Source organism: Bradyrhizobium sp. USDA 3240 (assembly GCF_054063295.1).
Window position 1 is genome coordinate 1589448 of record NZ_JBSSGD010000002.1, and the last position, 26083, is coordinate 1615530.

The 26083-nt window shown below is 61.3% G+C and carries 33 protein-coding genes and 2 pseudogenes; 15 read left to right on the forward strand and 20 right to left on the reverse strand.

The features are described 5' to 3' along the window. The first annotated feature begins 127 nt into the window (after positions 1-127). On the forward strand, positions 128-604 hold the full coding sequence (locus tag ACVIGA_RS08330) for a hypothetical protein (protein WP_456665998.1): 477 nt from the start codon (positions 128-130) through the stop codon (positions 602-604). A 122-nt stretch (positions 605-726) separates the two neighbouring features. Here the strand turns inward: ACVIGA_RS08330 and ACVIGA_RS08335 are convergent, their stop codons facing one another. Then, complete coding sequence (locus ACVIGA_RS08335; protein WP_456665999.1) at positions 727-930, reverse strand: cold-shock protein; 204 nt, start codon at positions 928-930, stop codon at positions 727-729. A 593-nt stretch (positions 931-1523) separates the two neighbouring features. Between ACVIGA_RS08335 and ACVIGA_RS08340 the strand changes: the two genes are divergently transcribed. After that, positions 1524-1763, forward strand: coding sequence for a hypothetical protein (locus ACVIGA_RS08340; protein WP_456666000.1), 240 nt, complete (start codon positions 1524-1526; stop codon positions 1761-1763). 60 nt (positions 1764-1823) lie between these two features. On the opposite strand, the gene ACVIGA_RS08345 is transcribed toward ACVIGA_RS08340, so the two are convergent. The 3 genes from ACVIGA_RS08345 to ACVIGA_RS08355 are packed head-to-tail and all read right to left on the reverse strand — an operon-like array spanning position 1824 to position 2933. Next, a complete protein-coding gene (locus ACVIGA_RS08345) occupies positions 1824-1988 on the reverse strand; it encodes a hypothetical protein (protein ID WP_456666001.1) in 165 nt (54 codons plus the stop codon). A 28-nt stretch (positions 1989-2016) separates the two neighbouring features. Further along, positions 2017-2376 carry a hypothetical protein gene (locus ACVIGA_RS08350; RefSeq protein ID WP_456666002.1) on the reverse strand — a complete coding sequence of 120 codons (360 nt, stop codon included), beginning with the start codon at positions 2374-2376 and terminating at the stop codon, positions 2017-2019. Further along, a complete protein-coding gene (locus ACVIGA_RS08355; RefSeq protein WP_456666003.1) occupies positions 2376-2933 on the reverse strand; it encodes a hypothetical protein in 558 nt (185 codons plus the stop codon). The genes ACVIGA_RS08350 and ACVIGA_RS08355 overlap by 1 nt, the downstream gene beginning before the upstream one ends. 31 nt (positions 2934-2964) lie before the next feature. Here ACVIGA_RS08355 and ACVIGA_RS08360 point away from each other — a divergent pair, with 31 nt between their 5' ends. The 4 genes from ACVIGA_RS08360 to ACVIGA_RS08375 all read left to right on the forward strand — a co-directional run bounded on the left by ACVIGA_RS08360 (position 2965) and on the right by ACVIGA_RS08375 (position 5992). Beyond that, positions 2965-3420 carry a hypothetical protein gene (locus ACVIGA_RS08360; RefSeq protein ID WP_456666004.1) on the forward strand — a complete coding sequence of 152 codons (456 nt, stop codon included), beginning with the start codon at positions 2965-2967 and terminating at the stop codon, positions 3418-3420. An 800-nt stretch (positions 3421-4220) separates the two neighbouring features. Next, on the forward strand, positions 4221-4673 hold the full coding sequence (locus tag ACVIGA_RS08365) for a hypothetical protein (RefSeq protein WP_456666005.1): 453 nt from the start codon (positions 4221-4223) through the stop codon (positions 4671-4673). Positions 4674-5004: 331 nt separating this feature from the next. Beyond that, the gene (locus ACVIGA_RS08370) at positions 5005-5418 is read left to right on the forward strand and encodes a hypothetical protein (protein ID WP_456666006.1); all 414 of its coding nucleotides are present in this window, start codon (positions 5005-5007) and stop codon (positions 5416-5418) included. A 418-nt stretch (positions 5419-5836) separates the two neighbouring features. Next, a complete protein-coding gene (locus ACVIGA_RS08375) occupies positions 5837-5992 on the forward strand; it encodes a hypothetical protein (protein ID WP_456666007.1) in 156 nt (51 codons plus the stop codon). A gap of 503 nt (positions 5993-6495) precedes the next feature. Here the strand turns inward: ACVIGA_RS08375 and ACVIGA_RS08380 are convergent. From ACVIGA_RS08380 to ACVIGA_RS08390, 3 genes are all read right to left on the reverse strand, one after another. Further along, the gene (locus ACVIGA_RS08380) at positions 6496-6642 is read right to left on the reverse strand and encodes a hypothetical protein (protein ID WP_456666008.1); all 147 of its coding nucleotides are present in this window, start codon (positions 6640-6642) and stop codon (positions 6496-6498) included. 239 nt (positions 6643-6881) lie between these two features. Next, positions 6882-7427, reverse strand: coding sequence for a hypothetical protein (locus tag ACVIGA_RS08385; RefSeq protein WP_456666009.1), 546 nt, complete (start codon positions 7425-7427; stop codon positions 6882-6884). After that, positions 7424-7990 carry a hypothetical protein gene (locus tag ACVIGA_RS08390; RefSeq protein ID WP_456666010.1) on the reverse strand — a complete coding sequence of 189 codons (567 nt, stop codon included), beginning with the start codon at positions 7988-7990 and terminating at the stop codon, positions 7424-7426. Before ACVIGA_RS08390 ends, ACVIGA_RS08385 begins: the two co-directional genes overlap by 4 nt. Positions 7991-8217: 227 nt before the next feature. On the opposite strand from ACVIGA_RS08390, the pseudogene ACVIGA_RS08395 reads away from it, so the two are divergent. Next, positions 8218-8286, forward strand: a pseudogene (locus ACVIGA_RS08395) (Y-family DNA polymerase); the annotation flags it as partial. A gap of 128 nt (positions 8287-8414) precedes the next feature. Here ACVIGA_RS08395 and ACVIGA_RS08400 read toward each other — a convergent pair. Then, on the reverse strand, positions 8415-9323 hold the full coding sequence (locus tag ACVIGA_RS08400; RefSeq protein WP_456666011.1) for a LysR family transcriptional regulator: 909 nt from the start codon (positions 9321-9323) through the stop codon (positions 8415-8417). Between the two features lie 279 nt (positions 9324-9602). Between ACVIGA_RS08400 and ACVIGA_RS08405 the strand changes: the two are divergent. The 4 genes and pseudogenes from ACVIGA_RS08405 to ACVIGA_RS08420 form a co-directional block, all read left to right on the forward strand. Then, positions 9603-9935, forward strand: a pseudogene (locus ACVIGA_RS08405) (SDR family NAD(P)-dependent oxidoreductase); the annotation flags it as partial. 110 nt (positions 9936-10045) lie between these two features. Beyond that, positions 10046-11545: an IS21 family transposase gene (gene istA, locus ACVIGA_RS08410; protein ID WP_166309211.1), complete on the forward strand. Its 1500-nt coding sequence runs from the start codon at positions 10046-10048 to the stop codon at positions 11543-11545. Beyond that, entirely contained in the window at positions 11545-12408 is an 864-nt protein-coding gene (gene istB, locus ACVIGA_RS08415) for an IS21-like element helper ATPase IstB (protein WP_166107168.1), read from the forward strand. The genes istA and istB overlap by 1 nt, the downstream gene beginning before the upstream one ends. Positions 12409-12451: 43 nt before the next feature. Next, the gene (locus ACVIGA_RS08420) at positions 12452-12790 is read left to right on the forward strand and encodes a hypothetical protein (RefSeq protein WP_456666012.1); all 339 of its coding nucleotides are present in this window, start codon (positions 12452-12454) and stop codon (positions 12788-12790) included. Here ACVIGA_RS08420 and ccoS read toward each other — a convergent pair. The 12 genes from ccoS to ACVIGA_RS08480 all read right to left on the reverse strand — a co-directional run bounded on the left by ccoS (position 12772) and on the right by ACVIGA_RS08480 (position 22917). Further along, positions 12772-12939 carry a cbb3-type cytochrome oxidase assembly protein CcoS gene (gene ccoS, locus ACVIGA_RS08425; protein ID WP_165128271.1) on the reverse strand — a complete coding sequence of 56 codons (168 nt, stop codon included), beginning with the start codon at positions 12937-12939 and terminating at the stop codon, positions 12772-12774. The genes ACVIGA_RS08420 and ccoS overlap by 19 nt on opposite strands. Then, complete coding sequence (locus tag ACVIGA_RS08430; RefSeq protein WP_456666013.1) at positions 12939-15125, reverse strand: heavy metal translocating P-type ATPase; 2187 nt, start codon at positions 15123-15125, stop codon at positions 12939-12941. The genes ccoS and ACVIGA_RS08430 overlap by 1 nt, the downstream gene beginning before the upstream one ends. A gap of 11 nt (positions 15126-15136) precedes the next feature. Then, positions 15137-15637 (reverse strand): FixH family protein, encoded by a 501-nt coding sequence (locus ACVIGA_RS08435; RefSeq protein WP_456666014.1) that lies wholly within the window; start codon positions 15635-15637, stop codon positions 15137-15139. Between the two features lie 15 nt (positions 15638-15652). After that, complete coding sequence (gene ccoG, locus ACVIGA_RS08440) at positions 15653-17110, reverse strand: cytochrome c oxidase accessory protein CcoG (protein ID WP_456670764.1); 1458 nt, start codon at positions 17108-17110, stop codon at positions 15653-15655. Positions 17111-17204: 94 nt separating this feature from the next. After that, positions 17205-18077, reverse strand: a complete 873-nt coding sequence (gene ccoP, locus ACVIGA_RS08445) for a cytochrome-c oxidase, cbb3-type subunit III (protein ID WP_456666015.1) — start codon at positions 18075-18077, stop codon at positions 17205-17207. 6 nt (positions 18078-18083) lie between these two features. Beyond that, the gene (locus ACVIGA_RS08450) at positions 18084-18248 is read right to left on the reverse strand and encodes a cbb3-type cytochrome c oxidase subunit 3 (RefSeq protein ID WP_456666016.1); all 165 of its coding nucleotides are present in this window, start codon (positions 18246-18248) and stop codon (positions 18084-18086) included. A gap of 10 nt (positions 18249-18258) precedes the next feature. Further along, entirely contained in the window at positions 18259-18993 is a 735-nt protein-coding gene (gene ccoO, locus ACVIGA_RS08455) for a cytochrome-c oxidase, cbb3-type subunit II (RefSeq protein ID WP_456666017.1), read from the reverse strand. An 8-nt stretch (positions 18994-19001) separates the two neighbouring features. Next, positions 19002-20624, reverse strand: coding sequence for a cytochrome-c oxidase, cbb3-type subunit I (gene ccoN / locus ACVIGA_RS08460; protein WP_456670765.1), 1623 nt, complete (start codon positions 20622-20624; stop codon positions 19002-19004). 26 nt (positions 20625-20650) lie between these two features. Continuing rightward, positions 20651-21148 (reverse strand): hypothetical protein, encoded by a 498-nt coding sequence (locus ACVIGA_RS08465; protein WP_456666018.1) that lies wholly within the window; start codon positions 21146-21148, stop codon positions 20651-20653. 122 nt (positions 21149-21270) lie between these two features. After that, a complete protein-coding gene (locus ACVIGA_RS08470; RefSeq protein ID WP_338692157.1) occupies positions 21271-21489 on the reverse strand; it encodes a hypothetical protein in 219 nt (72 codons plus the stop codon). Between the two features lie 419 nt (positions 21490-21908). Then, the gene (locus tag ACVIGA_RS08475; RefSeq protein ID WP_456666019.1) at positions 21909-22658 is read right to left on the reverse strand and encodes a CBS domain-containing protein; all 750 of its coding nucleotides are present in this window, start codon (positions 22656-22658) and stop codon (positions 21909-21911) included. Positions 22659-22788: 130 nt separating this feature from the next. Beyond that, positions 22789-22917: a hypothetical protein gene (locus tag ACVIGA_RS08480; protein WP_456666020.1), complete on the reverse strand. Its 129-nt coding sequence runs from the start codon at positions 22915-22917 to the stop codon at positions 22789-22791. Between the two features lie 441 nt (positions 22918-23358). Between ACVIGA_RS08480 and ACVIGA_RS08485 the strand changes: the two genes are divergently transcribed. The 4 genes from ACVIGA_RS08485 (at position 23359) to fixJ (ending at position 26081) form a co-directional block, all read left to right on the forward strand. Next, complete coding sequence (locus tag ACVIGA_RS08485; protein ID WP_456670766.1) at positions 23359-23715, forward strand: hypothetical protein; 357 nt, start codon at positions 23359-23361, stop codon at positions 23713-23715. Between the two features lies 1 nt (position 23716). Next, a complete protein-coding gene (locus ACVIGA_RS08490) occupies positions 23717-23944 on the forward strand; it encodes a hypothetical protein (protein ID WP_456666021.1) in 228 nt (75 codons plus the stop codon). 101 nt (positions 23945-24045) lie between these two features. Beyond that, entirely contained in the window at positions 24046-25476 is a 1431-nt protein-coding gene (locus ACVIGA_RS08495) for a PAS domain S-box protein (RefSeq protein ID WP_456666022.1), read from the forward strand. Beyond that, positions 25473-26081, forward strand: a complete 609-nt coding sequence (gene fixJ, locus ACVIGA_RS08500) for a response regulator FixJ (RefSeq protein ID WP_456666023.1) — start codon at positions 25473-25475, stop codon at positions 26079-26081. Before ACVIGA_RS08495 ends, fixJ begins: the two co-directional genes overlap by 4 nt. The last annotated feature ends 2 nt before the right edge of the window (positions 26082-26083 follow it).

Below are 26083 nucleotides of genomic sequence, written 5' to 3' on the forward strand. Positions count from 1 at the left end.
TGATACACGGATCGTACACGGCCGCTTCTGGATTTGTTCTCGTTGCTGATCGCCAAGGCAGTGGACTTTCGCGGCTGGGATCAACAGACGTTCATGGTCGCGGCCTGGTTTCGATTATTCTCCTTTGATGATCACCTTCTCCGGAAAAGGAACGACGCGGCTTGTTCTGGTAGTCGGGGCTTGGGCATTGAAGGTCGCCCGCGACGCGCGTGGCCGTCGGTGCAATTTATACGAAGCCAAGTTGTTCGCCGCAGTCGATGAACGACGTCGAGAAATGCTTTGCCCCGTGCGCTGGTGCTCCGGCGGCGGCTGGTTGTTAGTGATGGCTGCGGCGAATCTGCTGGCCGAGGCTGATCATGGAGATTTGCTCGATCGCGATGATTTCCCCGATTGGGATTATAAGCCCGGCGAAGACGGCGCGCCATTCGATTACAAAGCATCTGATTGGGGGCGACTAAAGAATGGCCGACTAGTTGCGTTGGACTATTCGACCCCGACGCATCTCACAAAAGAAGAGCTCGACGAGCTAACGCGAACCGCGGCATGGGCCGGATTGACGGCAAAGCAAAGCCAGCCGGGCGTGAACCGGCGGGCCAGCAAATGAAAAGCGACCCTGGCTGCGGGGAGCGCCAAGGTCGCCACTCTCAACTCCCGGTCGGGGGGCACCAGATCGCGGGAGCCAACACGCATGACTCCCTGCATTGCCACTTGTTCCTGACAGTCCGGTCAACCTACCCGCAGGTTCTCGGCGGAAGTCTCGCCTCGATTTTCCCGCTCTTCGTAACTGACCTTTGCACCCTCATTGAGGCTGCTCAGACCGGCCTTTTCGACCGCCGAGATGTGCACGAATACGTCTTTGCCACCGTTGTCGGGCTGAATGAACCCGTACCCCTTCGTGGGATTAAACCATTTAACAGTACCTGTAGCCACGGCGTCTCTCCAATTGAAATAAGGCGCCCAGCCTAGCGTTAGCGCTGGACATCGCAAGCCGGAAACCAGCCGCTTAAATCCGGAGAACTTAAAGGAAACCACCTGCGCTGTATTTGACAGCCTGCATCTTTCCTAAACACCTGCGCCATTATTAACGGCCTGCGCATTTCGCGAAGGCCTGCATAGCAATAGTCCGAATGCAACAATGAGAACGACCCCGGCGCGTGTGTGTGAGCGGGGTCGGGGTCGCCACCTCTGGGCTCCCAGCCTGGGGGTGTGGGGACCTGATAGCCCGAGAGCAAACACACTACGCCCGGCATCGTCCACTCGTTCCTGCGCTTCCGGGAATAAGTGGCAATTCCACAGGTTGGTTCGCCAGTTCGTTATGGAGCCTTCACGGCCGCAGCGCCCTTCCCGGGTGTTGGGGCCGCCGCCGGGCGCGTATTTCTGAGACCGGGCGGCGTACTTTTTCGACCGGATCAGGGGCGGTCGTTGTCCGCCGATCAGAGTAACGATGAAGTTTGCTCATCCCTCGTTCACATTGAGCTTCCTACTCTGTGTGGCATTCGGAATATGCCCCCAGGAGGAAAACCATGAAGCTCAAATCTGCACTTGTTGGACTTGCTGCACTCGCCAGCCTTGCATCGGTCGGAACTGCATCGGCGCTGCCCGCCGCAACGCCGAATGCTCTCGGCGGCACCGATGCTGTCATCCAGGTCAAGGGCGGCGGTCATGGCCACGGCGGCCACGGGTGGGGCCATCACGGCGGTCGCGGGCATCACTACGGCTGGGGCCGCGGCCACCACTATGGTTGGGGTCACCATCGCCACTAAGCGGCAGAAGAAAACGCCGGCGGGCGCGTATTTCTGAAAACCGGCGGCGTACTTTTTTCATCAGATCCAGGCCGCCGCCCAGTCCGGCGGACAATCCGGAAGCGGCTTGTCAAGCAGGCCGGCGACCAACACAGCGAGGAACGCGCCCTCGACGGCCCCCTCGGCGTACTCGACGTTGTTGCCGTCCCATTCGAAATGGAGGGCCGCTGAGGCTATCGCCCGCATGCCCTCGATAGTCGTGGGGCGATCGTAATCAGTCGAGCGAAGGTTGCTCGCATCTGATCCATGGCGGCCTCAAACGCATCCTCCGCATCTGCGTAGCCGACCGCTGATCAGCATCAGTGCAAGCGGTTTCGTATGCTTCCCGCGCCTCGATGCCGCGTAGAATGGCGTCGCGATAGGTCCCGGACGGGTATGACAAGCGGGCCATTTCGAGCCGCCGGATGGTCTCTTCGCTGGCCGCATCACGAAGCCGAGACAGCTCGACGAACTGGCGCCCCAGCTCAATCAGCTCGGCGTCGGGATTTGCCAACGGCGCGATTGATGCCGCAGCCGGAGCCGCTGCAGCCCCCGCCATGATCTGCAAACCTAGCCTTCGGGTCATGGTTTTCATTAGCCCATGCTCCCCATTTGCCAATCTTGGGTGCCGGCCTGTTCGTGCAGCCCACCATGGTCGCCGATACCGGATTCGGCGGGGTCTAGCTCCAGATCGCCGCGACAGCCCGCGGCCCATCGCTCTTGGGTATGGTTGTGGTCCAGGCTGCCAAGGCTAGGTTCTTGGTCGGCAGCATCTTGCTCGGCGTCGATTTCAACCCGCTCCTCGCCGATGCGCTGCCGCGAAGAATGCCTCTGGTTGATCATGCGGTCGAAGGTGCCGAGATCTGGCTCGCGATCGTCGCCCCCGCCTCCCCGGCCCTGTCCAGGGAATGCCTCTTGGGTGCCGAGAGATGGCTCCGCATCGCCGTCAGCCTCGAGCTCGCGGCATACGTAGTCGTCGGTCTTGTCGAGAAACCGGACCAGCCAGTCTATCTCGTCCGGGGCCTCTTTGCGGAGCTGCCCTATGGCGACGAAGACCGTCTCCGGGGAAATGTCGGTGCGGAAATAGAGCTCGCCAGCGGACCCCGCAGCGGCGGGCACAGCTATGCTATTCTCAGAATCAACCTGAGCCATGACTTACTTCATAGTTTGGGCCAGGCCCGTCTTGCTGTTCGCGCAGCGCGGCGGGCCGCTTGGTTTTCAAGCAAATTTAGGGTATGACCTAAATATGAAATCGTCAACCAAAAAGGTCATACCTAAAAAACGGGGGCGACCCGCCACGGGCAAGGACCCTCTCGTAAGCACGCGCATGCCACCGGCGCTGATTGCCGCCGTCGAGGCATGGGCCACGCAGCAAAGTGACGACCCCGGCCGTTCTGAAGCCATCCGCCGGCTGGTCGAGATCGGGTTGACCGTACCGACCATGGCCCTCCCCGATGAGCGCAAGGAGCAGCAAGACCGCGGCGACCCAAAGCAGCGCGCCCGCGAACTGGCGAGCAAAGCAATCGACAAGGTGGCTGACCCTGTGGCCAGCCCAGACGATCAAGCCAACCGCAAGCGCAGGCTGATCAAAGGTCCTGAGGAATTTCAGAAGGTGCGTCGCGACAGAAACCGAAAATGATCGCCGCCTTTAGTTCTTCTTCGCTCAGGATCGAAAGCTAGCTCCCCGCGTCGGCCCAGTCTGATCATGGCGCCGTACCAAATCACTAGCGCGAAGATCACCAGCAAGACGACGGTGATGATCTGTTCACCGATTGGTATCGGTTGTTTGTTCATGATCCGCGCCGAATCGAAACGGCCCCGGCAGAGCTTGGGGGAGCGCACCGAGGCCGCTTCGTGGAGCGCCCCTGTGCGGAGGAGCGCAATTCACTGTATTGGGAAAAAGTGGCAATTTGTACTGCGCTGGCGGGCTACTCCGAAGGTGCCGTTGTCTGAAAGCTGAGCGAGAGCGTTGGCGACGACGCGGTGGACACCATGAGAGCAGGACGTCCGTGCAGCAGGCCGGCAAAAGACCTGTTCACCCGAAATGAAAAGGGGAGCTTCCGCGCGGGCGCCCAAAAGAAAAGACCCCAGCACCCTGGGGCTTACGCGCCGGTGCTGAAGCCAGTTGTTCCTATGCTGTCGGGGCGTGACCCGATGCTCCAAGATTGCACGCTCGGTTCCTTAGGGTCAAAGGAATTGCCTCTTTTTCCCGATGCTCGTCTCTCCGACGAATTGACGCCCCGTGATCATGCGGGTGACAATTGGCACAAGCTGCACTGGAATTGCCGAGTCCTAGCGTAGGCTGCTGGGCTACAGTGGCGTAAAAGCACACTCCAAATTTGACGGTTGCGGCGAAGTGACCGTCATCGTGGCGAAGATTCTTGCATGTAATTGCTAACGGTACCGACGAAGGCACCTCCGAAAGTACAGGGGGCGTACATGGAAGAGCGAACCATTGCGATGCTGCGGATGCACGAGCAAAACATAGAGCGTTACCAAGGGTTGCTGCGCACCAAACTTAGCGACGTCGAGACTCACTTCATCGAACGGCGCCTCTCCGAAGAGCGCTTCACGATCGAGATGCCGAAGTTTATGAAGGGAGTCGGTCCTGTCCCGATAATAAAAATAGTTCTGCTCGATAACGATGTTCATCGAGAACCACTCCAAGGGTGTAGCGTGATTGGTCCTTCAGTAAGCGTTCAGGGGACCGCTATGACTGCTCTGCCTGCCAAGCTGGAACGATTTGAGATTCTGGCCGTGGAATGCGATTTGATCGCTAGCCGGGAGGCGGATGGAAGCAGAAGAGCCCTTTACCTGCGCCTGGGGGCACGCTACCGCCAGCTAGCCTGCGATATGCGCAGTGTCATTGCGAGCGTCGATGCAGCCGCATAATAGCGTTTGAATCCACGCCTTGACCCATCTCTTGTTGAGCACGGCCAACTTGGGCAGCGCCGAAATAGGCCAAGCTGGCTGACCTTCGTATGTTAATGCGAGCTTCCGAGCCGAAATACATAATGGTCTTGCTTCATTAATGGTCCTTTCCTGGCCTCGGCGAAACCCCCTCGCTGGGGCCATTCTTTGGGTGGGTCGGATCGCCGATGGACCTGTTCCTCCGCCCCACCGTCATAGCCGGCACCCATTGACCAACTCGTTGTAGGCGAGTGCAGGCTGCCCGATAGCTCTAGCGGCTTCCCACCCTCGCGGGTCGGCGCGATCATGGGAGATGGGATCCAAGTCTCCCGAATACATGTTCGGCGCAACGGTCAGGCACCTCGCCGAGCGAGCCAAGGAAGCCCGGCTAGAGGCCGACGCCGTGGCCTGCCAGGCGTGGAACGCCCGCATGCTCGCCTTCCAGGGACCGGCCCAGCCCTCCCCGGCTCTCGGCGACGCCCTCAACGCCGGCTATCGGTACCTTGAGGTGAAGTGCCTCGGCTGCGAGACCCATCAGACGGTCGCGCTCGACATCGTCCGGCGGCCGAAGTGGACGCCTGTCCATGAGCTCGAGCGATACATGCGCTGCAAGGGCTGCTCGCGCCAGCAGGGATACCCGTTCAAGCGCAGCCACTTGGTAGCGCTCCGCACAAGCAAGATTTCCGCCATGAACCCTCCGTCGACTTGGTGGTTGGGAGAGCGGTAGGAACGCGCAACACGCGCACTCCAGCAAAACGTTCCATGCTTTGTTGGCATTCTGCCCTATGTCCGAGGAACAAGTGTTCACTTTGTCACTTAAGTCCTCGCCTCGCTGGAGGGGGAGGTACATGGGTGCAATCGGGCCGAAGATCCAAGACATAGAAAATGAGCCGGTAAGGGCCTGTCGGTGCGGGAACCCTCAGGATTTGGTCCGGGCCATGCTAAACATTCGCACCGGCAAGCCAGTTCGGATGTTCGAGTGCAGGGCATGCGGCCAGCGAACTTGGGACGACTAGCCCCCTGCGCATATTCCCATCCCCAGAGTGGGACGATTGCCCGTACCTTCCCGGTGTTGGCGCCCGGCGTCGATTTGCTAAATCAGCCGCATGCCCACTACGCATACACACAGAGGCGTCACGTTCAGCGTGGCCCGGCAATACGACGATCAATTCCACATCGTCATCAAGCTTAACGATGAAACGGTCCACGGCACGGTGCGTACGAGGCTGCCCGAGTTGGCAAAGCGGCGGGCTGAAATGCTGATAAACCGCAAGCTCAAAGAGAAGATCAGACCCGTCTGACGGCGGGAAGGTCGGCTGGTGGATAAGCTATTGGACTGGGGTGAGGTAATCGACTTCGCCAAGGGCGTTTCCGGCTGAGTTCGCGCCCCGTGTTAGTTGACGGCCGCGTTCCTCAAACCTCAGCGGCGAGGCCATGTGTGATAAGTGCGACGAACTTGACGAGAAGATCGCACATGTGAGGAGGCTATCCCAACCCGCCTTGGACCCGCTGACACTGGAGCGCCTCGGGCTTCTATTGAAGCGATACGAGGACGAAAGGAACGCTCTCCACCCGGAAGAAGAGTAGGGCCGCGCTCACTTGGCGGCCTCTTTCATTCGCAGGCATCGGAAATTTATAGTTGGTGGTCTGTCGGCACCCAACAGCCTCAGTAGCTACGGATGCCGCTCTCACGCCGGCCGAGTATCAGCATGCGATCGGCAAGGGCTGGCTCGAGTACCATGAGAGCGGGACATTCGTGAGGATGAGGCAAGCTGGGAAAGACCTACTCGCGTGAACGGCCGCCTTACAGCAGCAGCATGGCGACGCCGAAAATGGTGACCGGCACAAATCCCAAAAGCACAAGCCCGGTGTCGTAAGTCCAGTTGGGGCCGGAGGATGCTTTTGCGCAGATGCGGCGATAGCCAATCATGAGTGATACTTTGACGGTCATAGCGCAATTTCCTTGCCCAGTGGACCAAGGAACCACACTACGCAGGTAGTTGGTCAGGCGCATAGTGCAATCTGTGCCAACTCGGCTACAGCAAGAAGATGACAATCAGGATGAGCACGCCAAGCGCGATTGTGACGCAGCCGATTATCGTCACCGCGTCCCATTTCATGCTGTAAACCCTGTAACCAACAGCCGGTGCGCCCCTTGATTTGGATCAAGGCTTGCTTCGCCCCATAAAATCAAAGCACGCTAACGGCAGACCCGCGTGTCACCGAAGTCCTCGAACTGTTCAGGCTGATGCGATGAAAACAGTCTTGATCTATATCGATACTAGCAAGCAGGTCGGCGATCTTGACCATGTGAGGGTCTTTGCAACGATCGAGGCAGCGGAAGCCTGGTTCGAGAAGAACGATCCGGAAGGCGTAGCGTTTGAATACGAGCTGATAGGATGACGCCGCAGTTGCCTGATCATGCATTCCCGGCGCCTGCAACGAATTCAGCGCTTCCTGCTTCCGTTGAGCCTGCGCAGTGTCACACCAGTCCGCGAGATCGCGCACCAGCTTGTCAGCATCCCGCACGAGATCCGCGGCAGCCTTTATGGCTTCGGCGACCTGCTGGATTTCGTCGATCGTCGTAGCTTCTTGGCCCTTCGAGCCGCTGCGTTCGCGTTCGGCTAAGAACGCCTCGGCAATGCCGCGCGGATCCGCCAGGCTGAGCGACTTCAGAATGTAAACGCGCGCTCCTAGTAGCCGCCAGTCCTCAAGGAATTGCTCGCGGTCGATCACTTCGTGCCTCCGTACCAACTAGGCTTGGTCCCGGTCGAGTACCTCTTGGCTTTCTGAGCCGCACAGCTGAGATGACGCATGGTGTCGTGCTCGGTTGCGACCTTGAAGTCACCGTAGTTGGTTCGGAGGTCGACGGTGCCCAAATGCTGACCGGTACCTCCAGAGGACGAGGACGCGACAGGCGTCGCGCTTATTGACGGCATTCCGATGTGACCCATAAGACCGACAGGACCGCCGACTGCGAAATGAAGAAAGTCCCTGCCGCTATTGATCGCGTGCAGAAGCCCTATGTTCTTCTCTGCAGACGCCGCGTTGACTACGAACTCTTTGTTGGAAAGCATCGCCGGGATACTATCCGAGGTCGTCGAGCCCGGCCCCGTAATCAGGCCGCCGGTGGCCGCGTATGTAGGCTGCTCTCCTGCTTCGGCGGCACCTCGGATGCTGCTCGATGCGGCGTCGACGGCCGATGCCAGCCCCTTGAGGCTGTCGTCGACCGACCCCGTCGATTCATCAAGGCCATCGCCTGCCCCAATGCTCGGCGCCTGGGCAGCAGCGTTCTGCACCTGCTGAGCGTCAGCGCCCGTCGCGGTTTGCGACTTTCCTTTATCTAACTCCTCCACCACGCTCTGGATAAAGCCGGCAAAGGCTGCGCTCAGACCGTTGAGCTGGCTCGCATCAGGTAACGCTCCCTGCTTCTGCTGGTCAGCTTCCGGTGACGGCAGCGACCTTCCGGGCCGTGTCGGCGTCCTTCAGTTCTCCGCGCCGCCAACGCAAGATCATCCACGTCGACATGGACGCCTTCGATGCGTCCGTCGAGCAGCGGGACAATCCGGATCTTCGCGGCAAGCCGGTCGCACTCGCGGACGATGGTTATTGCCGCACGGTCCGGACGGCCCTTGAACGGCTGCTGGCTCGCCTAGATCGAAAAGATTCGAACTAGGCCGACCTTCCAACCAAGCGCTTCGCCCTGTAGCGACCACAGCAGCTTCAAGGCTTGGTCCGCGGACTCGACTTTCTTTGACCCGTCAGAAGCGGAGCATGGGCGGCGAGCCTGTCGGCTATGAACTCGGTGAAGAGCCGAACGCGCTTGGTCTTGCGGGTCTCACCCTGCGTGAGCAGCCAAAGCGTGCCGTACATGTGGAGGTCGCTGCCAGGCACTCTGGTCAGTAGAGGGTCGGCATCTCCGACGAAGCACGGTAGCGTCGTGATTCCGAGCCCTTGCCGCACGGCGGCGATCTGACCGTCGGCGTCGGTTACCCTGAACGGAACCTGCGTGGTGCGGAGCTCGCCCGCACCGGCCCAGTCCGGAATTCCATGCATGCTGATGACGATCCACCGGACGGGATCCGACGCACCAGCACGCGTTGTGGCAAGTCTGTCGCGGGACATGTAGACGCCCCCGAACACTTCCGCGCCCTTCAGGCCATGAAGATTGAGCGGCAGGGTCTTGCGGTCGTAGACCACGCGGATCGCGACGTCGGCTTCCCTGTTGGTCAGATTGGCCAGCTCGCCGGACGACAGGATCTCCATCTCGATGTCGGGATGTAGTCGCGCGAACTCGGCGAAGTCAGGCATGAGCAGATGCGTCGAAAGGGGCGGAGCCAGCGTCACCCGCAGACGTCCGCGTACGCTTTGGTCGCGGCCGAACACGCGCGTTTCCAACTGGAGCGACGATGCCTCCATCTGCTCCGCGAGCTCGAGAACCTCCTCCCCCGCCCCCGTGATGCGGTAGCCTGAAGGCAACTTCTCGAACATCTGCGCCCCGAGACGTTCTTCCAGTTGGGCGACGCGCCGCAGCACGGTCGCATGATTCACGCCGACGCGTTCGGCGGCTGCCCTTACCGAGCCTCCGCGCGCGACAGCGAGAAAATAGCGAACGTCGTCCCAGTCGATCATGGTGCAATCCGGCACCGGTTCGTGCCTACTCTGAATATCCGTGTAGCACATAGGACGACGACAAATAGGCGATTTAGAAGGCTTGACGTGCAAATAAGCCAATTTCGGACGGCCGGACGCCCCAAAGTTCACACTGGAGCCCCGGCCTCCCAAGCGGTTCAATTTCGCACCAGCGATGTGCGCGCTTGCGCACTCACAGCCGGACCTCGCCAGGCCCATTTCGACGAGATCGCGGGAACGCCCCCGAGCCATCAAAAGCAAAGTCTGAAGGAAGATCTCATGGGAAAGCTGGACAACAAGGTTGCAGTCATCACTGGCGGATCGAGCGGCATGGCGCTGGCGAGCGCCAAGCGGTTCGTCGAGGAAGGCGCCTACGTCTTCATCACGGGCCGAAGGCAGGAAGCGCTCGACGAGGCCGTCAGGTCGATCGGCCGTAACGTGACAGGTGTGCGCGGCGACGCGGCCAATCTCGACGACCTCGATCGACTGATCGACGCGGTCAAGCGGGAAAAGGGAAAGATCGACGTCCTGTATGCGAGCGCCGGCATCGGCGAAGCCGTCCCGCTGGGCGAGATCACCGCGAAGCATTTCGATGCGACCTTCGGGTTGAATGTGTTTCGGCATGGAATAAGGACCCCGTTTCGGGGTGATCGGCATCCAATCGGGACCCCGGGATAAGGGTCCACAGTGGCTTCCATCGAGTCATGGAAGCCGAGGTTGGGATGCTGGTGGTGGAGACGATTGGTAAGATCCGTCGCGCCTACTTTGTTGATGGTCGTCCGATCAAGGCGATCTGCCGAGAACTTGGCGTATCGCGGAAGGTGGTTCGCAAGGTCATTCGTTCTCAAGCGACGGAGTTCCGGTACGAGCGCGAGACGCAGCCGCTCCCGAAGATGGGTGCCTGGAGTGCCGAGCTTGATCGGTTGCTGGCAGGGAATGAGAGCAAGGCGGCGCGGGAACGGCTGACGCTGATCCGGCTATTCGAGGAACTCCGCGGCCTGGGTTATGCCGGCGGCTATGATGCGGTTCGTCGATACGCCCGACGGTGGACCAAGGAACGCGGCACCTCGACAGCGTCGGCTTATGTGCCGCTGAGCTTTGCACCAGGCGAAGCCTACCAGTTCGACTGGAGCCACGAGGTGGTCCTGCTGAGCGGCACCACGGTGATGGTGAAGGCTGCTCATGTTCGGCTCTGTCACAGTCGCATGCTGTTCGTGCGGGCCTATCCGCGGGAGACGCAGGAGATGGTGTTCGACGCCCACGACCGGGCATTCGCCCTGTTCAAAGGCACCTGCACCCGCGGCATCTACGACAACATGAAGACCGCGGTGGAGACGATCTTTGTCGGTAAAGGCCGTCTCTACAATCGCCGCTTCCTGCAGATGTGCAGCCACTATCTGGTCGATCCGGTCGCCTGTACGCCAGCGTCGGGCTGGGAGAAGGGGCAGGTCGAGAACCAGGTCGGGCTGGTCCGGGAGCGCTTCTTCACGCCGCGGCTGCGGTTCAAAAACCTCGACGAGTTAAACGCCTGGCTGCTCGACAAGTGCATCGCCTACGCCAAGGCTCATCGCCATCCGGAGCTGGTCGATCAGACGATCTGGGACGTGTTCGAAGCCGAACGCCCCAAACTCGTTCCCTATGCCGGCCGCTTCGACGGCTTCCATGCGGTGACAGCATCGGTCTCGAAGACCTGCCTGGTGCGCTTCGACAACAACAAGTACTCGGTCGCAGCCAGTGCAGTCGGACGACCGGTCGAGGTTCAAGCCTATGCCGATCGCATCGTGATCCGTCAGGATGGACGTATCGTTGCCGAGCACCCGCGATCCTTTGGCCGCGGCGATACCGTCTACGACCCCTGGCATTATGTGCCGGTGCTCGCCCGCAAACCCGGCGCCTTGCGCAACGGTGCTCCCTTCAAAGACTGGGTGCTGCCGGCCGCGATCGAGCGGATCCGGCGCAAGCTGGCCAGCACCGACGATGGCAATCGGCAGATGGTCGACATCCTCACCGCGGTGCTGACTGACGGTCTGTCCGCGGTGGAAGCGGCTTGTGCCGAAGCGCTCAGTCACAGCGTCCATTCCGCCGATGTCGTTCTCAATATCCTGGCCCGTCAACGTGAACCCGCCCCACCGGCCAACATCATGACGCCGGCCGCACTGACGCTCCGTCATGCACCGATCGCCGATTGTGCCCGCTACGACAACCTCCGGAGGACCATCTGATGGAACGAACCCAAATCTTCGACCTCATGGGCGAACTTAAGCTCTACGGCATGAAGGCTGCCTTCGACGAGATCATGGCAACTGCCGTCAAGCGCCAGCACGAGCCTCAACGCATTGTCGGCGACCTGCTCAACGCCGAGATCAACGAGAAGCAAGCCAGGTCGATCAAATACCAGCTCACCATTGCAAAGCTGCCGCTCGCCAAGGACATCGCCGACTTCCAGTTCGACGGCACGCCGATCAATCAGACTCTCGTCAATGATCTCGCTGGCGGCGGCTTCATCGCCCAACAACGCAACGTCGTGCTGGTTGGCGGCACCGGTACAGGCAAAACCCACCTGGCGATTGCCATCGCCAGAAGTTGCATCCGCGATGGCGCCAGAGGACGCTTCTACAACGTCGTCGACCTCGTCAACCGGCTCGAGACCGAGACCCGCAACGGTCGGCAGGGACGGCTCGCCGAGCATCTGACCCGCATGGACTTCATCGTTCTCGACGAGCTGGGCTATCTGCCGTTCGCGCAATCCGGCGGTCAGCTTCTGTTCCATCTCATCAGCCGGCTCTACGAGCGCACCTCCATCATTGTCACCACCAATCTTGCGTTCGGCGAATGGCCCAGTGTGTTCGGTGATGCCAAAATGACCACCGCGCTACTCGACCGATTGACCCATCACTGCGACATCGTCGAGACCGGCAACGACAGCTGGCGATTCAAAAGCCGCGACGATGTTCAAACAACCCGCGCTCGCGCCGTCTCCGCAACCCCGACCAGCTCCGACGACCCGAGCGCTACCAGCAGAGCACGCCGATCAAAGGGGTCCCTTTTGGATGCCGATAGGGGGTCCCAGTCGAACGCCGATTGACATGTTGGGGTGGCGCGACATTGGGTCGGCGCCGTCTGACCGCGTGATCGAGCTCGCGGTGATCGACGATGATCGACATCCGCTCGGCTTCCCCTGCATTCGGCACGCCGACGGATGGTTCGATGCCACCACGATGCGACCCCGTCACAGTGTCCGCGACACACTGGCGCTATTGGCAGCCCGACGTGCTGCCAATGTGCTGCTGCTGACGATGGCGCGGTTTGGTGCTATCAACCGGCTAGTCTCGGTCCTGCTCCTGCGGTCTCGGGTGCCGCAATCGCGGCGGCCTGATTGGACATTGGTGCTGGCGCTCGCCTCAACGGCAATGACCATCGCTGCGGGTGTTTCATTGGTCTATTTTCATTATTTGGATCGGCCTTGACCGTTCGCGGGCTCATCGTCGGCGATGGCGCGCCAGGCTGCACCGTCGAGATCGTCGTACTGACCGCTTTTGAGTGACCAGAGGAAGCCGAGCAGGCCGGCAAAGCCAAGTGCGAGAGCCAGAGGCACCAGAAAGACCAGAATTTCCATCAGACGATCTCCCTTGCTCGCGCCCGCAGCGCGTTCAGCATCACGATCACCGAGGAGCCCGACATCGCCGCCGCGGCGATCAGCGGAGTAACCAGGCCGGCGATCGCGATCGGCACGGCCAGTAGGTTGTAGATCACGGCGAGCCAGAGATTTTGGCGCATTAACCGCAGCGCCTTGCGAGACACCTTCACCGCAGTCAGCACTGGCACGAGACGTTCGCCGAGAAAGACCGCATCGGCGACCGCCTGGCTCATGTGGGTGGCCGTAACGGGCGACATCGAGGCGTGCGCGGCAGCCAGCGCTGGCGCATCGTTCAGGCCGTCGCCGACCATCAGTACCTTGCAGCCTTGGCGCACCAGTTCGTCGATCCGGTCGATCTTGTCGACCGGAGACACCTCGGCGCGCCATTCATGCACGCCGAGCACCTCGGCTGCCAGCCGGACCGCAGGTTCGCGATCCCCAGACACGATCTCGACGGCGATGCCCATGCTTACCAGCCCTGCCACCACCTCGGCCGCGTCCGGCCGCAGCCGTTGCCGAACCGCGAAGGCATATCTGCACTCGCCAGACCTGAATGCGACGACTGACGCCTCGGGATCGCGGCACAGAAGCTCGTCGGCGAGGTCGTCCGCGCCGCAGAATGACGGCCGGCCCAGCCGGATCGGACAACCTTCGTAAAAGCCGTAGACGCCCTGGCCTGGTTCTTCCTGTATGTCCGGCAGGGGTGCGGCCGCACCCGCCTTGCGCGCGACCGCGGCGGCGACCGGATGACGGCTCGAGAGTGCCAAACGGCCAGCCAGCTTCACGACATCGTCCGGGATGTCCGCGAGATTGGCGACATCAAGCTCGGGTAGCGTCAACGTGCCCGTCTTGTCGAAGATCACCCGGTCGATCTCGGCGATGCGCTCGATCGCGTCGCCAGCGTTGAGCAGCACGCCAGAGCCAAACAGCGCACCGGATGCAACGGTCTGCACGGCAGGAATGGCAAGCCCCAATGCGCAGGGACAGGTGATAATCAGGACTGCAATCGCTGTCACGATCGAATCATGAAAGCTCGCGCCATATGCCAGCCAGCCCAGCATCGTGATCAATGCGGTGGTGTGCACCACCGGGGCATAGAGCCTTGATGCACGCTCCGCCAGTCGAAGATAGCGCGAGCGCGCCTGGAGCGCGCGATCGAGCAGCTGAGATATCTCATCCAGCAGCGTACCACCCGAGGCGGCCGATACACGGACGCGCAATGTTCCGGAACGGATCAGTGTGCCCGCGAACATAGCGCTACCAGGCGTCGCCATCGCCGGCAACGTTTCGCCCGTGATCAGGCTCTGATCGACATCCGAGCGGCCCTCGATCACGTTGCCATCGACCGCGCAGCGTTCGCCGGGCCGCAGCAGCACGACGTCGCCGGGCTGGATCGCGGCTGCCGGGACCGTTCTGATCTCGGTTGGGCTAATAAACTTAGTCGCAGTCTCCGCCTTCAGCGCCGCGAGGTTGCCCGCAAAGGCGCGGGTGCGCCGCCGCATGTTCTGGTCGAGGTACCGACCGGCGAGCAGGAACGCGATCAGCATGATCGCGGCATCGAAATAGGCATGTTCGGCGTGATTTACCGTCTCGATCACCGAGGTTGCCAGCGCGAGCACGATGCCGATACTGATCGGAACGTCCATGTTGACGCCGCGCGCTCGCAGGGCTGACAAAGCCGACGAGAAGAAGGGCTGCGCCGAATAGGCTGCGGCCGGCAGCACGATCAGCGCGGACAGCCAGTGGAAGAAATCGCGCTGCTCCGGCAGCATGTCGGACATGTTGCCGGACCATACGGGGACGGACAGCATCATCACGTTCATCGCCGCAAAGGCGGCGACGCCCAGCCGGCGCAACAGGCCTTGCGCTCGCTGCGCTTCCAGCGTTTCGGCATCATTCCGCTCGAACGGATAGGCCTTGTAGCCGAGTTCCGCGAGTCGGCTTACAAACAACGCCGGGTCGACTGCACCCGCCTTCCATTCCAGCGCTAGGCGACTGTCGGTCAGGTTTACGCGAGCCGAGGAGACGTCTGGTATGGTTGACAGATTACGCTCGATCTTGGCCATGCACCCCGCGCAATTGATGCCCTCGACTGCGAGATCGAGATGGACGAGCCCGGTGCCGGCGCTCTTCAGATAGTGAGAGAAATCGATATCCGCCTGCATGAGATTTCCCCTCAGTTCAGCAGGATTCGGTTCTTCGACAGGAACATGCGGCGGCCATCCGCATTGCCCTCGATCACCAGGTCCCACTGCCCCGCGGCGACGCCCTCGGCGCGGCCGCGATAGGTACCAACGCCCGCCTCTCCGATCTCGATCGCCCGATCGGCGCGACGATCGATCGGCCGTTCGAGTCGAGCGAGGAAACTCAATCCGGTCAGGGGTGCGCCGGCGTGATCGCGCACCTCGAGTGCTATTGCGGCGGTCCCATCAGACCGCCGATCGATATGCGCATGCACCTGCCAGTCGCGCTCGTTCTGCTGTTTCGCCGCGTCGATCTCGCGCTGATAGGCGAGGCCGGCGCTATAGGCGCTGTCGACCTCAGTGCCCGGAAGTGTCGTGATGGCAAGACGCATCATGACCATGTTCACGCTGATCACGACAGCGAAGAACGCGATTGTTGTGACCAGGACGAAGCGTCCCGTGATGGGTCGCGCGACTGAGCTTGAGGCTGCCATGGCTGGATTCCATCGTTATGGAAGGACGAAGTGGTCGGTCGCGGCGGCGACTTCTCCGAGGCCGATATCAGTGACGCGAAATGTGACCGGCACCGACTTTTCCGCCTTTTCATTGAACGCCGCCGTCACCAGCACGCGAAGCTCGGTAGTGGTGTCGCGGCCAAGGACGATCATCGGCCGGTCTGGCGTCACGGAGTCCGCACCGATGACGTGCAGCTTCGCGTCGGCTGGCCCATCGACATCGATCGCGATCACGCGATCAAAACCGCGCTTGTTGAGGAAGCGGAGCGTGTATCCATTGCGGATCGCGCCATCGCTGAGACGCACTGCGATCGGGTTGCGGTCGTGCAGCACGTTGACGTCGAGCAGGGTCCGCGACATCAACGCGTACAGCATGACCGCGCAAACCACGGTGATCAGGCTGGCGTAGACGACAGTACGGGCTCGAACGGGCTTGAAAATCTCCTGCTTCCCGGCAACGCGCCGCTGACCGTTGATATCGTTGTCGTATCCGATCAGGCCCGTCTTGCGGCTGACCTTGGTCATGACAGCATCACAGGCATCGATGCACAGGCCGCACTGGATGCAGCCGAGCTGCGCGCCATCGCGAATATCGATCCCGGTCGGGCACACGGCAACGCACTGGTTGCAATCGATGCAGTCGCCGGCCTTCTCACCGAGCGAGCGAATGTCGAACGCCTTCTTCACCGAGCAACGCGGCTCGCCGCGATCGTATTTATAGGTGACGTTGAGCGCCCATTCGTCGGTCAGTGCGGCCTGGATCCGCGGCCACGGGCACATATAGACGCAGACCTGCTCGCGCATGTAGCCGGCCAGCAGGTAGGTCGACGCGGTCAGCATCGCGATCCAGACATAGGCGATCACTGGGGCCTGAAAGGTCGCAAGGTCGCGCACCAGGGTCGGCGCATCGGCGAAGTAGAGCACCCAGGCGCCACCGGTCCACCAGGCGATCATCAGCCAAATTGCGTGCTTCAACGCACGGCGACCGGCGCGCTTTACGGTCATTGGGCCAGCGTCGGCCTTCATCTGCGCGCGACGGTCGCCTTCGACCAGCCGCTCTACCGCATAGAACAGATCCGTCCAGACCGTCTGCGGGCAGAGATAGCCGCACCAGATCCGGCCTCCGAGCGCATTCATCAGGAACAAGGCGAATGCCGCCAGCACCAGAAGGCCTGTGAAGTAGTACACTTCCTGCGGCCACAGCTCGATGAAGAAGAAATAGAAGCGGCGATTGGGAAAATCGATCAGGACCGCCTGATCGGGCGCGCCGAGGCCGCGATGCCAGCGCACGAAGGGCAGCAGATAGTAGACACCGAGGCAAATGGCCATCAGCCGCCATTTGATCGAGCGGAATCGGCCCGAGACGCTCTGCGGATATACCTTCTTGCGGGGCGCGTAGAGCGGCCCGTCTTCGTCGGTTGTGAGTTCATCAGGCGACACGGACTTGTTCATGGGTTGCTCGAGTGAGGCTTTGTTGAAACCTACATCCCTGCACCATGTCCGGGTTTGACCTCGGTCAATGATCTTGGCTCCCTCGTGGTGGCGGCTACTTGCCGCCACCGAGCGAGTGCACATAGACCGCCAACGCCTTGACTGTGACCGGGTCGAGGCGGCCGACCCAGGCCGGCATGACGCCGGCGCGGCCATTGGTGATGGTCTCGACCAGCGTCTCCTCATCGGAGCCATAGAGCCAGATCTGGTCGGTCAGGTTCGGCGCGCCGAGCTCCGGGTTGCCCTTGCCGTTGTCACCATGGCAGCTGGTGCAGTTCTCGGTGAAGAGTTTCTTTCCGGCGGCGGGGTCGAACTTCGGCGCGGTGGAAAGGCCGGAAAGGGAGCGCACATAGTTCGCGACGGTCACGATCTCGTCCTTCTTGAGGACGCCGTCACGGCCGAACGCCAGCATCTGCCCTTCATGGGTCTTTGCGTGCCCGGAACGTGCGCCGAACTGGATGGTTTGCATGATCTGGTCAAGCGAGCCGCCCCACAGCCACTCGTCGTCGTTCAGATTCGGATAGCCCTTTGCACCCGCGCCGCCGCTGCCGTGGCAGGGCGCGCAATTGTCGGCGAACACGGTCTTGCCGCGAGCACGTGCCAGCGCCAGCAGGGCCGGATCCTTCTCGATGTCGGCCAGCGACGCGTTGCCGAGCACCGCCATCTTCTCGCCGCGCAGCTTCTCGAGATCCGCAAGGTCGGTCGCGACACTGGCGCGGGTGGAATATTGGAACAGACCGGTGGTGTAGCCCGAGACCAGCGGCCAGGCCGGATAGACGACCCAATAACCGATCGCCCAGATGATCGTTGCATAGAATGTCAGGACCCACCACCGCGGCAGCGGCGTGTTCAGCTCCTTGATGCCGTCCCACTCATGACCTGTCGTGCTGCGGCCGGAAACGCGGTCGATCTCATTGTGCTCGCTCATGATCGGTCAGTCCTCCCGCAGCGGCATCCGGGCTGCAGCATCGAAGAGAGATTTGTTGCGGGGCCAAAGCGCGTAGACGACGATGGCGATGAATATCCCGACAAAGAGGGGGGTCCAAATTGAACCAACCAGGCTCGACGCAAAATTATCGACTTGAATGATCGCTTTCATGCTCGTGGCCTCAGCGCAGATTGGCTTTTTCGTTGTAGAGTTTGAAGTCGACGAGCGTGCCGAGCATCTGCAAATAGGCGATCAGCGCGTCGAGCTCGGTCGGATCGCCGGCCTTGCCGTCGAAGTTGCGGACCACTGCCTTCGGATAGCGCTTCTGGAACGCTTCGGAGCCGGGGCTGTCAGGGTCGACCTGTGCTTTCAGATCGGCGGCCGCGTTGGCGATCTGCTCGTCGGTATAGGGCACGCCGACCGCGCGGTTGGTCCGCAGATGAGCCATGGCGTCGGACGGGTCGATCTCCGTCCTGGCGAGCGCCGGGTATCCGGGCATCACCGATTGCGGGACAATCGAGCGCGGATTGATCAGGTGCGTGACGTGCCAGTCGTCGGAGTACTTGCCGCCGACGCGCGCAAGGTCTGGTCCGGTGCGCTTGGAGCCCCACTGGAACGGATGGTCATACATGCTCTCGGCGGCCAGCGAGTAGTGGCCGTAGCGCTCGACCTCGTCGCGCAGCGGCCGGATCATCTGCGAGTGGCAGAGGTAGCAGCCCTCGCGGACATAGATGTTGCGGCCTGCGAGCTCGAGCGGCGTATAGGGCCGCACGCCGTCGACCGCCTCGATCGTGCTCTTCAGGTAGAACAGCGGCGTGATTTCGACCAGTCCGCCGATCGCAATGACGACGAGGATGCCGACGATCAGGATGATCGAGTTCTTCTCAAAGATCTTGTGTCGATTCCAAAAGGACATTGCGTGACCTATTCGGCAGGCTGGAGGGCGCCGGCGCCCTCGGTTTCGCTGGCCCGGCCGGCATTGACGGTCATCCAGAGGTTGAAGGCCATGATCAGGGCGCCGACCAGGAACAGCGCGCCGCCGGCCGCGCGGATGATGTAGAAGGGGTGCATGGCTTCGACGGATTCGATGAAGGAGTATTCGAGGAAGCCGAGCGAGGTGTAGGCACGCCACATCAGGCCCTGCAGGATCCCCGACACCCACATCGCGGAAATGTAGAGCACGATGCCGATCGTCGCGATCCAGAAGTGCCAGTTAACGAGCTTCAAGCTGTAGAGCTGGCGATTCCAGATCCAGGGGACGAGACAGTACAGCGCGCCGAACGATACGAAGCCGACCCAACCCAATGCGCCGGAATGTACATGGCCGATAGTCCAGTCAGTATAGTGGCTCAGCGAATTGACCACCTTGATCGACATCATCGGGCCCTCGAAGGTCGACATGCCGTAGAAGGCGACCGACACCACCATCATGCGCAGCAAGGGATCGGTGCGCAGCTTGTCCCAGGCTCCCGACAGCGTCATCAGGCCGTTGATCATGCCGCCCCAAGACGGCATCCAGAGCATGATCGAGAACGTCATGCCGAGCGTCTGCGCCCAGTCCGGCAGTGCCGTGTAGTGCAGGTGATGTGGACCGGCCCAGATGTAGAGGAAGATCAGCGCCCAGAAATGGATGATCGAAAGCCGGTAAGAATAGATCGGACGCTCCGCCCGCTTCGGGATGAAGTAATACATGATCGCGAGAAAGCCCGCAGTCAGGAAGAAGCCGACAGCATTATGTCCGTACCACCACTGGAACATCGCGTCCTGCACACCGCCCCAGGCGACGTAGGACTTCGAGCCGAGGAAGGAGACCGGCAGCGCGGGGTTGTTGCCGAGATGGAGCACCGCGATCGTGATGATGAACGCCAGGTAGAACCAGTTGGCGACGAAGATATGCGGCTCCTTGCGCTTCACCAGCGTCATCAGGAACACGAGCAGATACGTCACCCAGACGATCGTCAGCCAGAGATCGGCGTACCATTCCGGCTCGGCGTATTCCTTCGACTGAGTCACGCCGAGCAGGTAGCCCGTGCCGGCGATCAGGATGAAGAAGTTGTAGCCGACCACGACGAACCAGGGCGACAGGTCGCCTGCAAGGCGCGTGCGGCAGGTCTTTTGAACGACATAGAACGACGTTGCGATCAGGACGTTGCCGCCGAACGCGAAGATCACGGCAGACGTATGCAGCGGCCGCAGGCGGCCGAATGTCGTCCAGGGCAGATCGAAATTGAGCGCCGGCCACGCTAACTGCGAGGCGATGATCAGACCCACGGCGAAACCCGCGATGCCCCAGAACATCGCCATGGCGGAAGCGAACTTGATCGGGCCGAGATTGTAATTGGGGCGGCCGCCGATCTCCGCCGGAGGCAGCTGAGCCGGACGGTCAAGGTAGCGATTCCCGATCATGATCACGGAGATCAGGCTGGCGGCGCAAGCAAGCGACGCGTGAAAACTGAACGCCGTATCGTGGCCCATCGCCGCGCCGAGAAAGCTAACGAAGGCAAAAACTGCGAGTGCCGACGCCAAGCCGGCTTCGCCCATCGTCATCGACTTTGAAACGGAAGATGGACCTTTCATGTGGAGGCTTTCTTTGGGTGCGACGGCGTCAGGGAAATCACAGTCTGGCTGCCAGCCGCTTGATCGGCGTCAATTCCGGCGCCATGCCACGTGCCGCCGGCACCGCGGCTCAGCGCAGTCAGGGTCATTTCATTCGGACAGTATCTTGCCGGATTGGCCCGCCGCTCCCGCGCCAGATCCTCGGCGCAGCGTGCCTTCTCGCGGCATAGACCGCACACCCGCTGCAGATCACGCAGCACATCGCAATGGGACGAAGCGAGCATCTGCTCGGTCAAACCTGCATGCTCGAGATGTTTGCTGAGTAACTCCGGCGAGCCTTGCTCGCGGGCAAGCGCACGAAGGTCCGACGTCGAGAGGTTGAGCTCGTGAGCGATCTCGTCGACCTCTCGAGGCGTCATGAGATCGAATTCGTGTCGCCGAGCAAGAAATGCTCGCAAGCGGCCGAGTAGATTCTCGAATTGCGGCGAGCTATTGCCGGCTGATCGGTCGGTCATTTCACAAGCCCCGTTCTGGTTCTCCACCTCTAGCGGAGAGATCCGATCTCCGATTTGATCTTGGTCAAACGCGCAATGCCACGGCGATCGATCGCGACCACCGCGCAAGATCATTAGCCGCCTCAGGCTGATGGCAATGCCGACGGCGTTCGAAGCTCCATGGAGTCGGCAAAGATCGTCCAGTCACGGACACCCTTCTGTCTGCAGAAGTCGGCTTCGGCCAGTTGTGCAGCCGTGGAAAGCGAGGCGGCGTCCACCTTGAACGCTGCCTGGCAGGCGCGGTGTTCGTGGCCGGTATCGTCGCAAACCGTTTTGATGAAACGAACGTCGAATGATGGCATGGCACCCTCACGTGGACTGATTCCTTGTTGTTGACGCTGCCATCAATGCGCGGCGCCCGTATTGATCTGTCGCAACGACGTGCTCTGCGTTGCGGAGTGTCTGGTTGCGGAGAGTATCGAAGGCGAGCAGAGCTTGAACGATCGCGCGGACCGCGCGCATTTCGCGACGTACGGCTCACGTGGTCAGGAATGACAACCGGACCGGACGAGGTACTATTCCTGGCGAGATTTCCAGTCTGCGGATGACGGCCGGACTGCCGGTATCGACGTCGCCTTTCCGTTAACGGTCCATCCGGCTGCAACGACCGCGAAGCCCACGATCGCGCAGATCGCAAGCAGCGTTGCGGAGAATCCCACGACATCGGCGCTGATCACTGCGGTCGCGATCAACGGGATCAGTATGATTGCGGGGCGAACGATCATCCTGCCGTCTCCCTCGTCGCTTTGGTGGCAGCCGCTCGTTCGTCTTCCGCGGATTGAATATAAAAGCCGGAATAGGTATCGACGTAGCACAGGTGATCGTGCACTTCCTTGACGCCGGCGACATTCTCCGCGGCGACAATCGCCGCCTGTCGCGCCCGCTCATCCATGATGACTCCGCGAAGGTGCACCACGCCGTTGCGCACCGAGACTTGCAGCCCGAGCGGACACCAGTTTGCACCATCGAGTGCCCGCACGATGCGATCGTGGATGTGCTGGTCATCCGCCATGGGATCCGGAACCTGGTGTGCGATGGACGCTACTGACCGTAGCAGGTCCGCGCGTGTCACGAGGCCAACGAGGCGCCCGTCGTTCATCACCGGCAGCCGCTTGACGCCCTTCTTCTCCATGAGATCGACCACATCAGGTAAGGGCGTTTCTTCCGTCACGGTGACAGGATCGCACGACATGATCTCTCCGACCTTCCGGCCGCGCTCGTGGACAAAGTCCGCGGCTGTATAGCCGGAGCCGAGAAGGAACTTAAACCAGCGACCACGCCGGCGTTGCGTACCGATCTCGCTTCGCCGCAAAAAGTCGCTCTCCGACAGGATGCCGACCAGTCTTCCAGCCGCATCGACCACCGGCAGGCCGCTGATATGGTGATCCATCATCAGCTTCGCTGCATCGAGAATGGATACCTCGGTTCCAACGGTGATGACGTGTCTCGCCATGATCTGATGTGCGCGCATTGCTGATCTCCTTCCAATCGCCTGTCACCAAGGTCACACGCAATCGGCTCATCTACTTTGATCTCCCTCAACGCCCGTGCTTGACGGATCAGGGCGACGCGACCGATGATCGACGATGCTGACGCCCTGTTCAGAAGATCAAATTCATGTTGCAGAACCTGCTTGCCTCGATGGGAGTGCTGGCGATTGTCGTCGTGACATTCGCCTGGATGCGCTTGCCGCCAAGGCGGTCGCTCAGGCAGCCCGCCAGTTCAAGCACCCACCGACTCCATCGGCGCCAACCGTTCTAGGCCGCCGCCTGCCCCGATCCGACCACCCGACTGGAATTTTGACCTGCATCAAAACGGAGCGCCGCGCCACCGTATAGGATGGTCATCCGTCAGGATCGTGCAAATGGCAGACATAAGGGCTTGGCGCCCCATCATCTTCTCGTGTCCAAATACCGGCGATCGAGTTCAAGGCCTGCTACCTGCCGACGCATCCGAGCTCTTGGCTGACGAGTTGCACTCGATCTCCTGCGCTGCCTGCGACGGCGTCCACTTCATCAATCTGCGAACCGGTGCCGTCGTCAGTCCCACGGGCAGCTAGCCTGGTCACGAGAACCAGCGCGGGCCGGAAGCCACCATCAAGTTGACGCGCGTCAACGCGCAGGCGCAGCCGGCATGAGAAACAATACTTCCCTCAACGAAGGATGTTGGACATGACAGACCATAGCGAAGCCCGTCCCGTCTCCGACGCCGTCCAGAGCTACGCGAAGCGGGCGATGGCGGTCCAGTCGGAATTCTCGGAGAAACTGATCGAGGCAAACCAGCACTGGTTCGAGCAGATCCAGATCGAATCGAACGAAGCCTGGGAGCTTTTCCGCAGGTTCAATTCCACCGCCTCGGTGGCCGAGAAGATCACGGCTCTGCAGGACTGGGCCAAAGGCGTCACCGCGCGCGGGGCGAACGATGCGACGTACGCGATCGAGACCGCACGTTCGCTGGGTGCGATCGAGCTGAACCTGTTTGCACGAAAGACCGGCGGCGTCGACGAGGCTATTCAGGAGGCAGCCTGACGTGCCAACACGCGACGCCCCAGAACGCCAAGAGGCCGGCGTCAGCGCGACATGGGAGGGGGTCGCAACGGCCCCCTTCGGTCGGGATCTTGAACTCGCCGTGATCGAAGGCGACGCCATTCACAAGCTCGTCTTTCCATGCCGCCGCATCCTGGGCGGCTGGGTAAAGGCGGAGACCGCCGAACGCATCCTGGTGCAGCCGACGCATTGGCGTGCCTGGATCAGATAGACCTGTCGCCGCCGCGGTGGCCGGCCCGTGCCGAGCGGCCGGTGGCTTCGGCCGTCCGGAGGTTGTAGTATCGATCCAGCTGAGGGCTTCGCCGGGGAAATATGTCTGATCGCATCTGGTATCGCTATGGCACTGCCCTGGCAGCGGCCGCGCTCGTATTCGCGGTGCGCGCGGGGCTTGATAGTTATTTCGAAGACCGGACCTTCACGATCATCTATGTGCCCGCCGTGCTGTTTGCCGCTTTCGCCGGCGGTCGCGGCCCAGCGATCGTCACCACCCTGCTCTGCCTCGTCATCAGCGCCAAATTCCTCGGGACAAGTTTGGTCACTGAACCTGCGAATCTGATGGATATCGCTTGCTTTGCGATCCTCGGCCCGATCCTCGGCTTCATGGGCGACCGGCTCTTGAGGGAAAGCGATCAGGCGCAAAATCGCCATGCCCATCTGCAATCGATTCTGGACACGGTCCCTGACGCGATGATCGTCATCGACGACCACGGCATCATTCGCTCCTTCAGCGCGGCAGCCGAGCGCTTGTTTGGCTGGAAAGCGGACCAGGTCGTCGGAAAGAACATCTCGAGCCTGATGCCCCAGCCCTATCGCGGCGAGCACGACCGGTATCTCGAACGTTACCATACGACGGGCGAACGGCGCATCATCGGCATTGGCCGGATCGTGGTTGGAGAACGGAGCGACGGCTCGACCTTTCCGATGGAGCTCGCCGTCGGCGAGGCCAAGGTACGCGGAGAACGCTTTTTCACCGGCTTTATCCGCGATCTCACCGAGCGCCGTGCGCAGGAACGGCGGCTCCAGGAACTGCAGTCCGAGCTGGTCCATGTGTCGCGACTGACCGCCATGGGCGAGATGGCGTCCTCAATCGCGCATGAGATCAACCAGCCGCTATCAGCCATTACGAACTACATGCGCGGTGCGAGGGCACTGCTGGCGTCGGAAACACCGGACGCTACCCGCATTCGGGACGCACTCGAGCGGGCCGCGCAGCAGGCGCTACGGGCCGGCGACATCATCAAGCGTCTGCGCGAATTCGTCGCCAAGGGCGAGACCCAACACTCCCTGGAGAGCCCGGCCACCCTGCTTGAAGAAGCTGTCGCATTAGCGCTGCTCGGCGCCAAGGAGCAGGGCGTCAGGTTCGCGATCCGCAGCGACCGGGACATGCCCTCGATCATCGTCGACAAGATCCAGATTCAGCAGGTCGTGCTCAACCTGATTCGCAATGCGATCGAGGCGATGGCCTCCAGCCCGCGCCGCGAATTGACCGTCGGCGTCACCAAGACTAACGGTGTAGCGACGTTCACCATTGCCGATACCGGTCCGGGCATCAGCCCTGACATCGCCGACCGCCTGTTTCAGCCCTTTATCACGACAAAGGAGCATGGCATGGGCGTCGGCCTCTCGATCTGCCGGACCATCATCGAATCCCATGGTGGACGCATCGATGTGATGCCAAACTCCGGAGGCGGCACGGTTTTTCAGTTCATCCTCCCGTTCGCGGAGGACGGAGAAGAAGCATGACGACGCGGCATACAATTCTTGTCATCGACGACGATCCGGCGATGCGGGACTCACTGGCATTCCTGCTCGATGTCAACGGCTTTGCCGTAACGACTTATGAGACGGCAACCAGTTCTATCGATCATCTCAAGAGCAGCACGGTCGACTGCATCGTATGCGACATACGCATGCCCGGCATGAGCGGCCTCGAACTGGTTCGCAAACTCAAGGCTGACGCAGCGGCATGCCCCGTCATTCTGATGACTGGCCATGGCGACGTCGCACTTGCGGTCGAGGCGATGAAGGCTGGCGCGGTTGACTTCATCGAAAAGCCGTTCGAGGACGACGCGCTGTTGCGTGCGATCCGCGAGGCCCTGCAAACACAGTCAGCAGCACCGGCCGACGAAACGGTCAAGCGCGACGCTGAAGCTCGTCTGGTGGACCTCTCGCCGCGCGAACGTGATGTATTGCGAGGGCTCGTGGCGGGCAAGATCAACAAGGTGATCGCCCATGACCTTGGCATCAGCCCGCGCACGGTCGAGGTTTACCGAGCGAACCTGATGGCCAAGACCAATGCGCGCAGCATGTCGGAGCTGATGCGGATCGCGATCGCTGCCGGGCTCTAGCC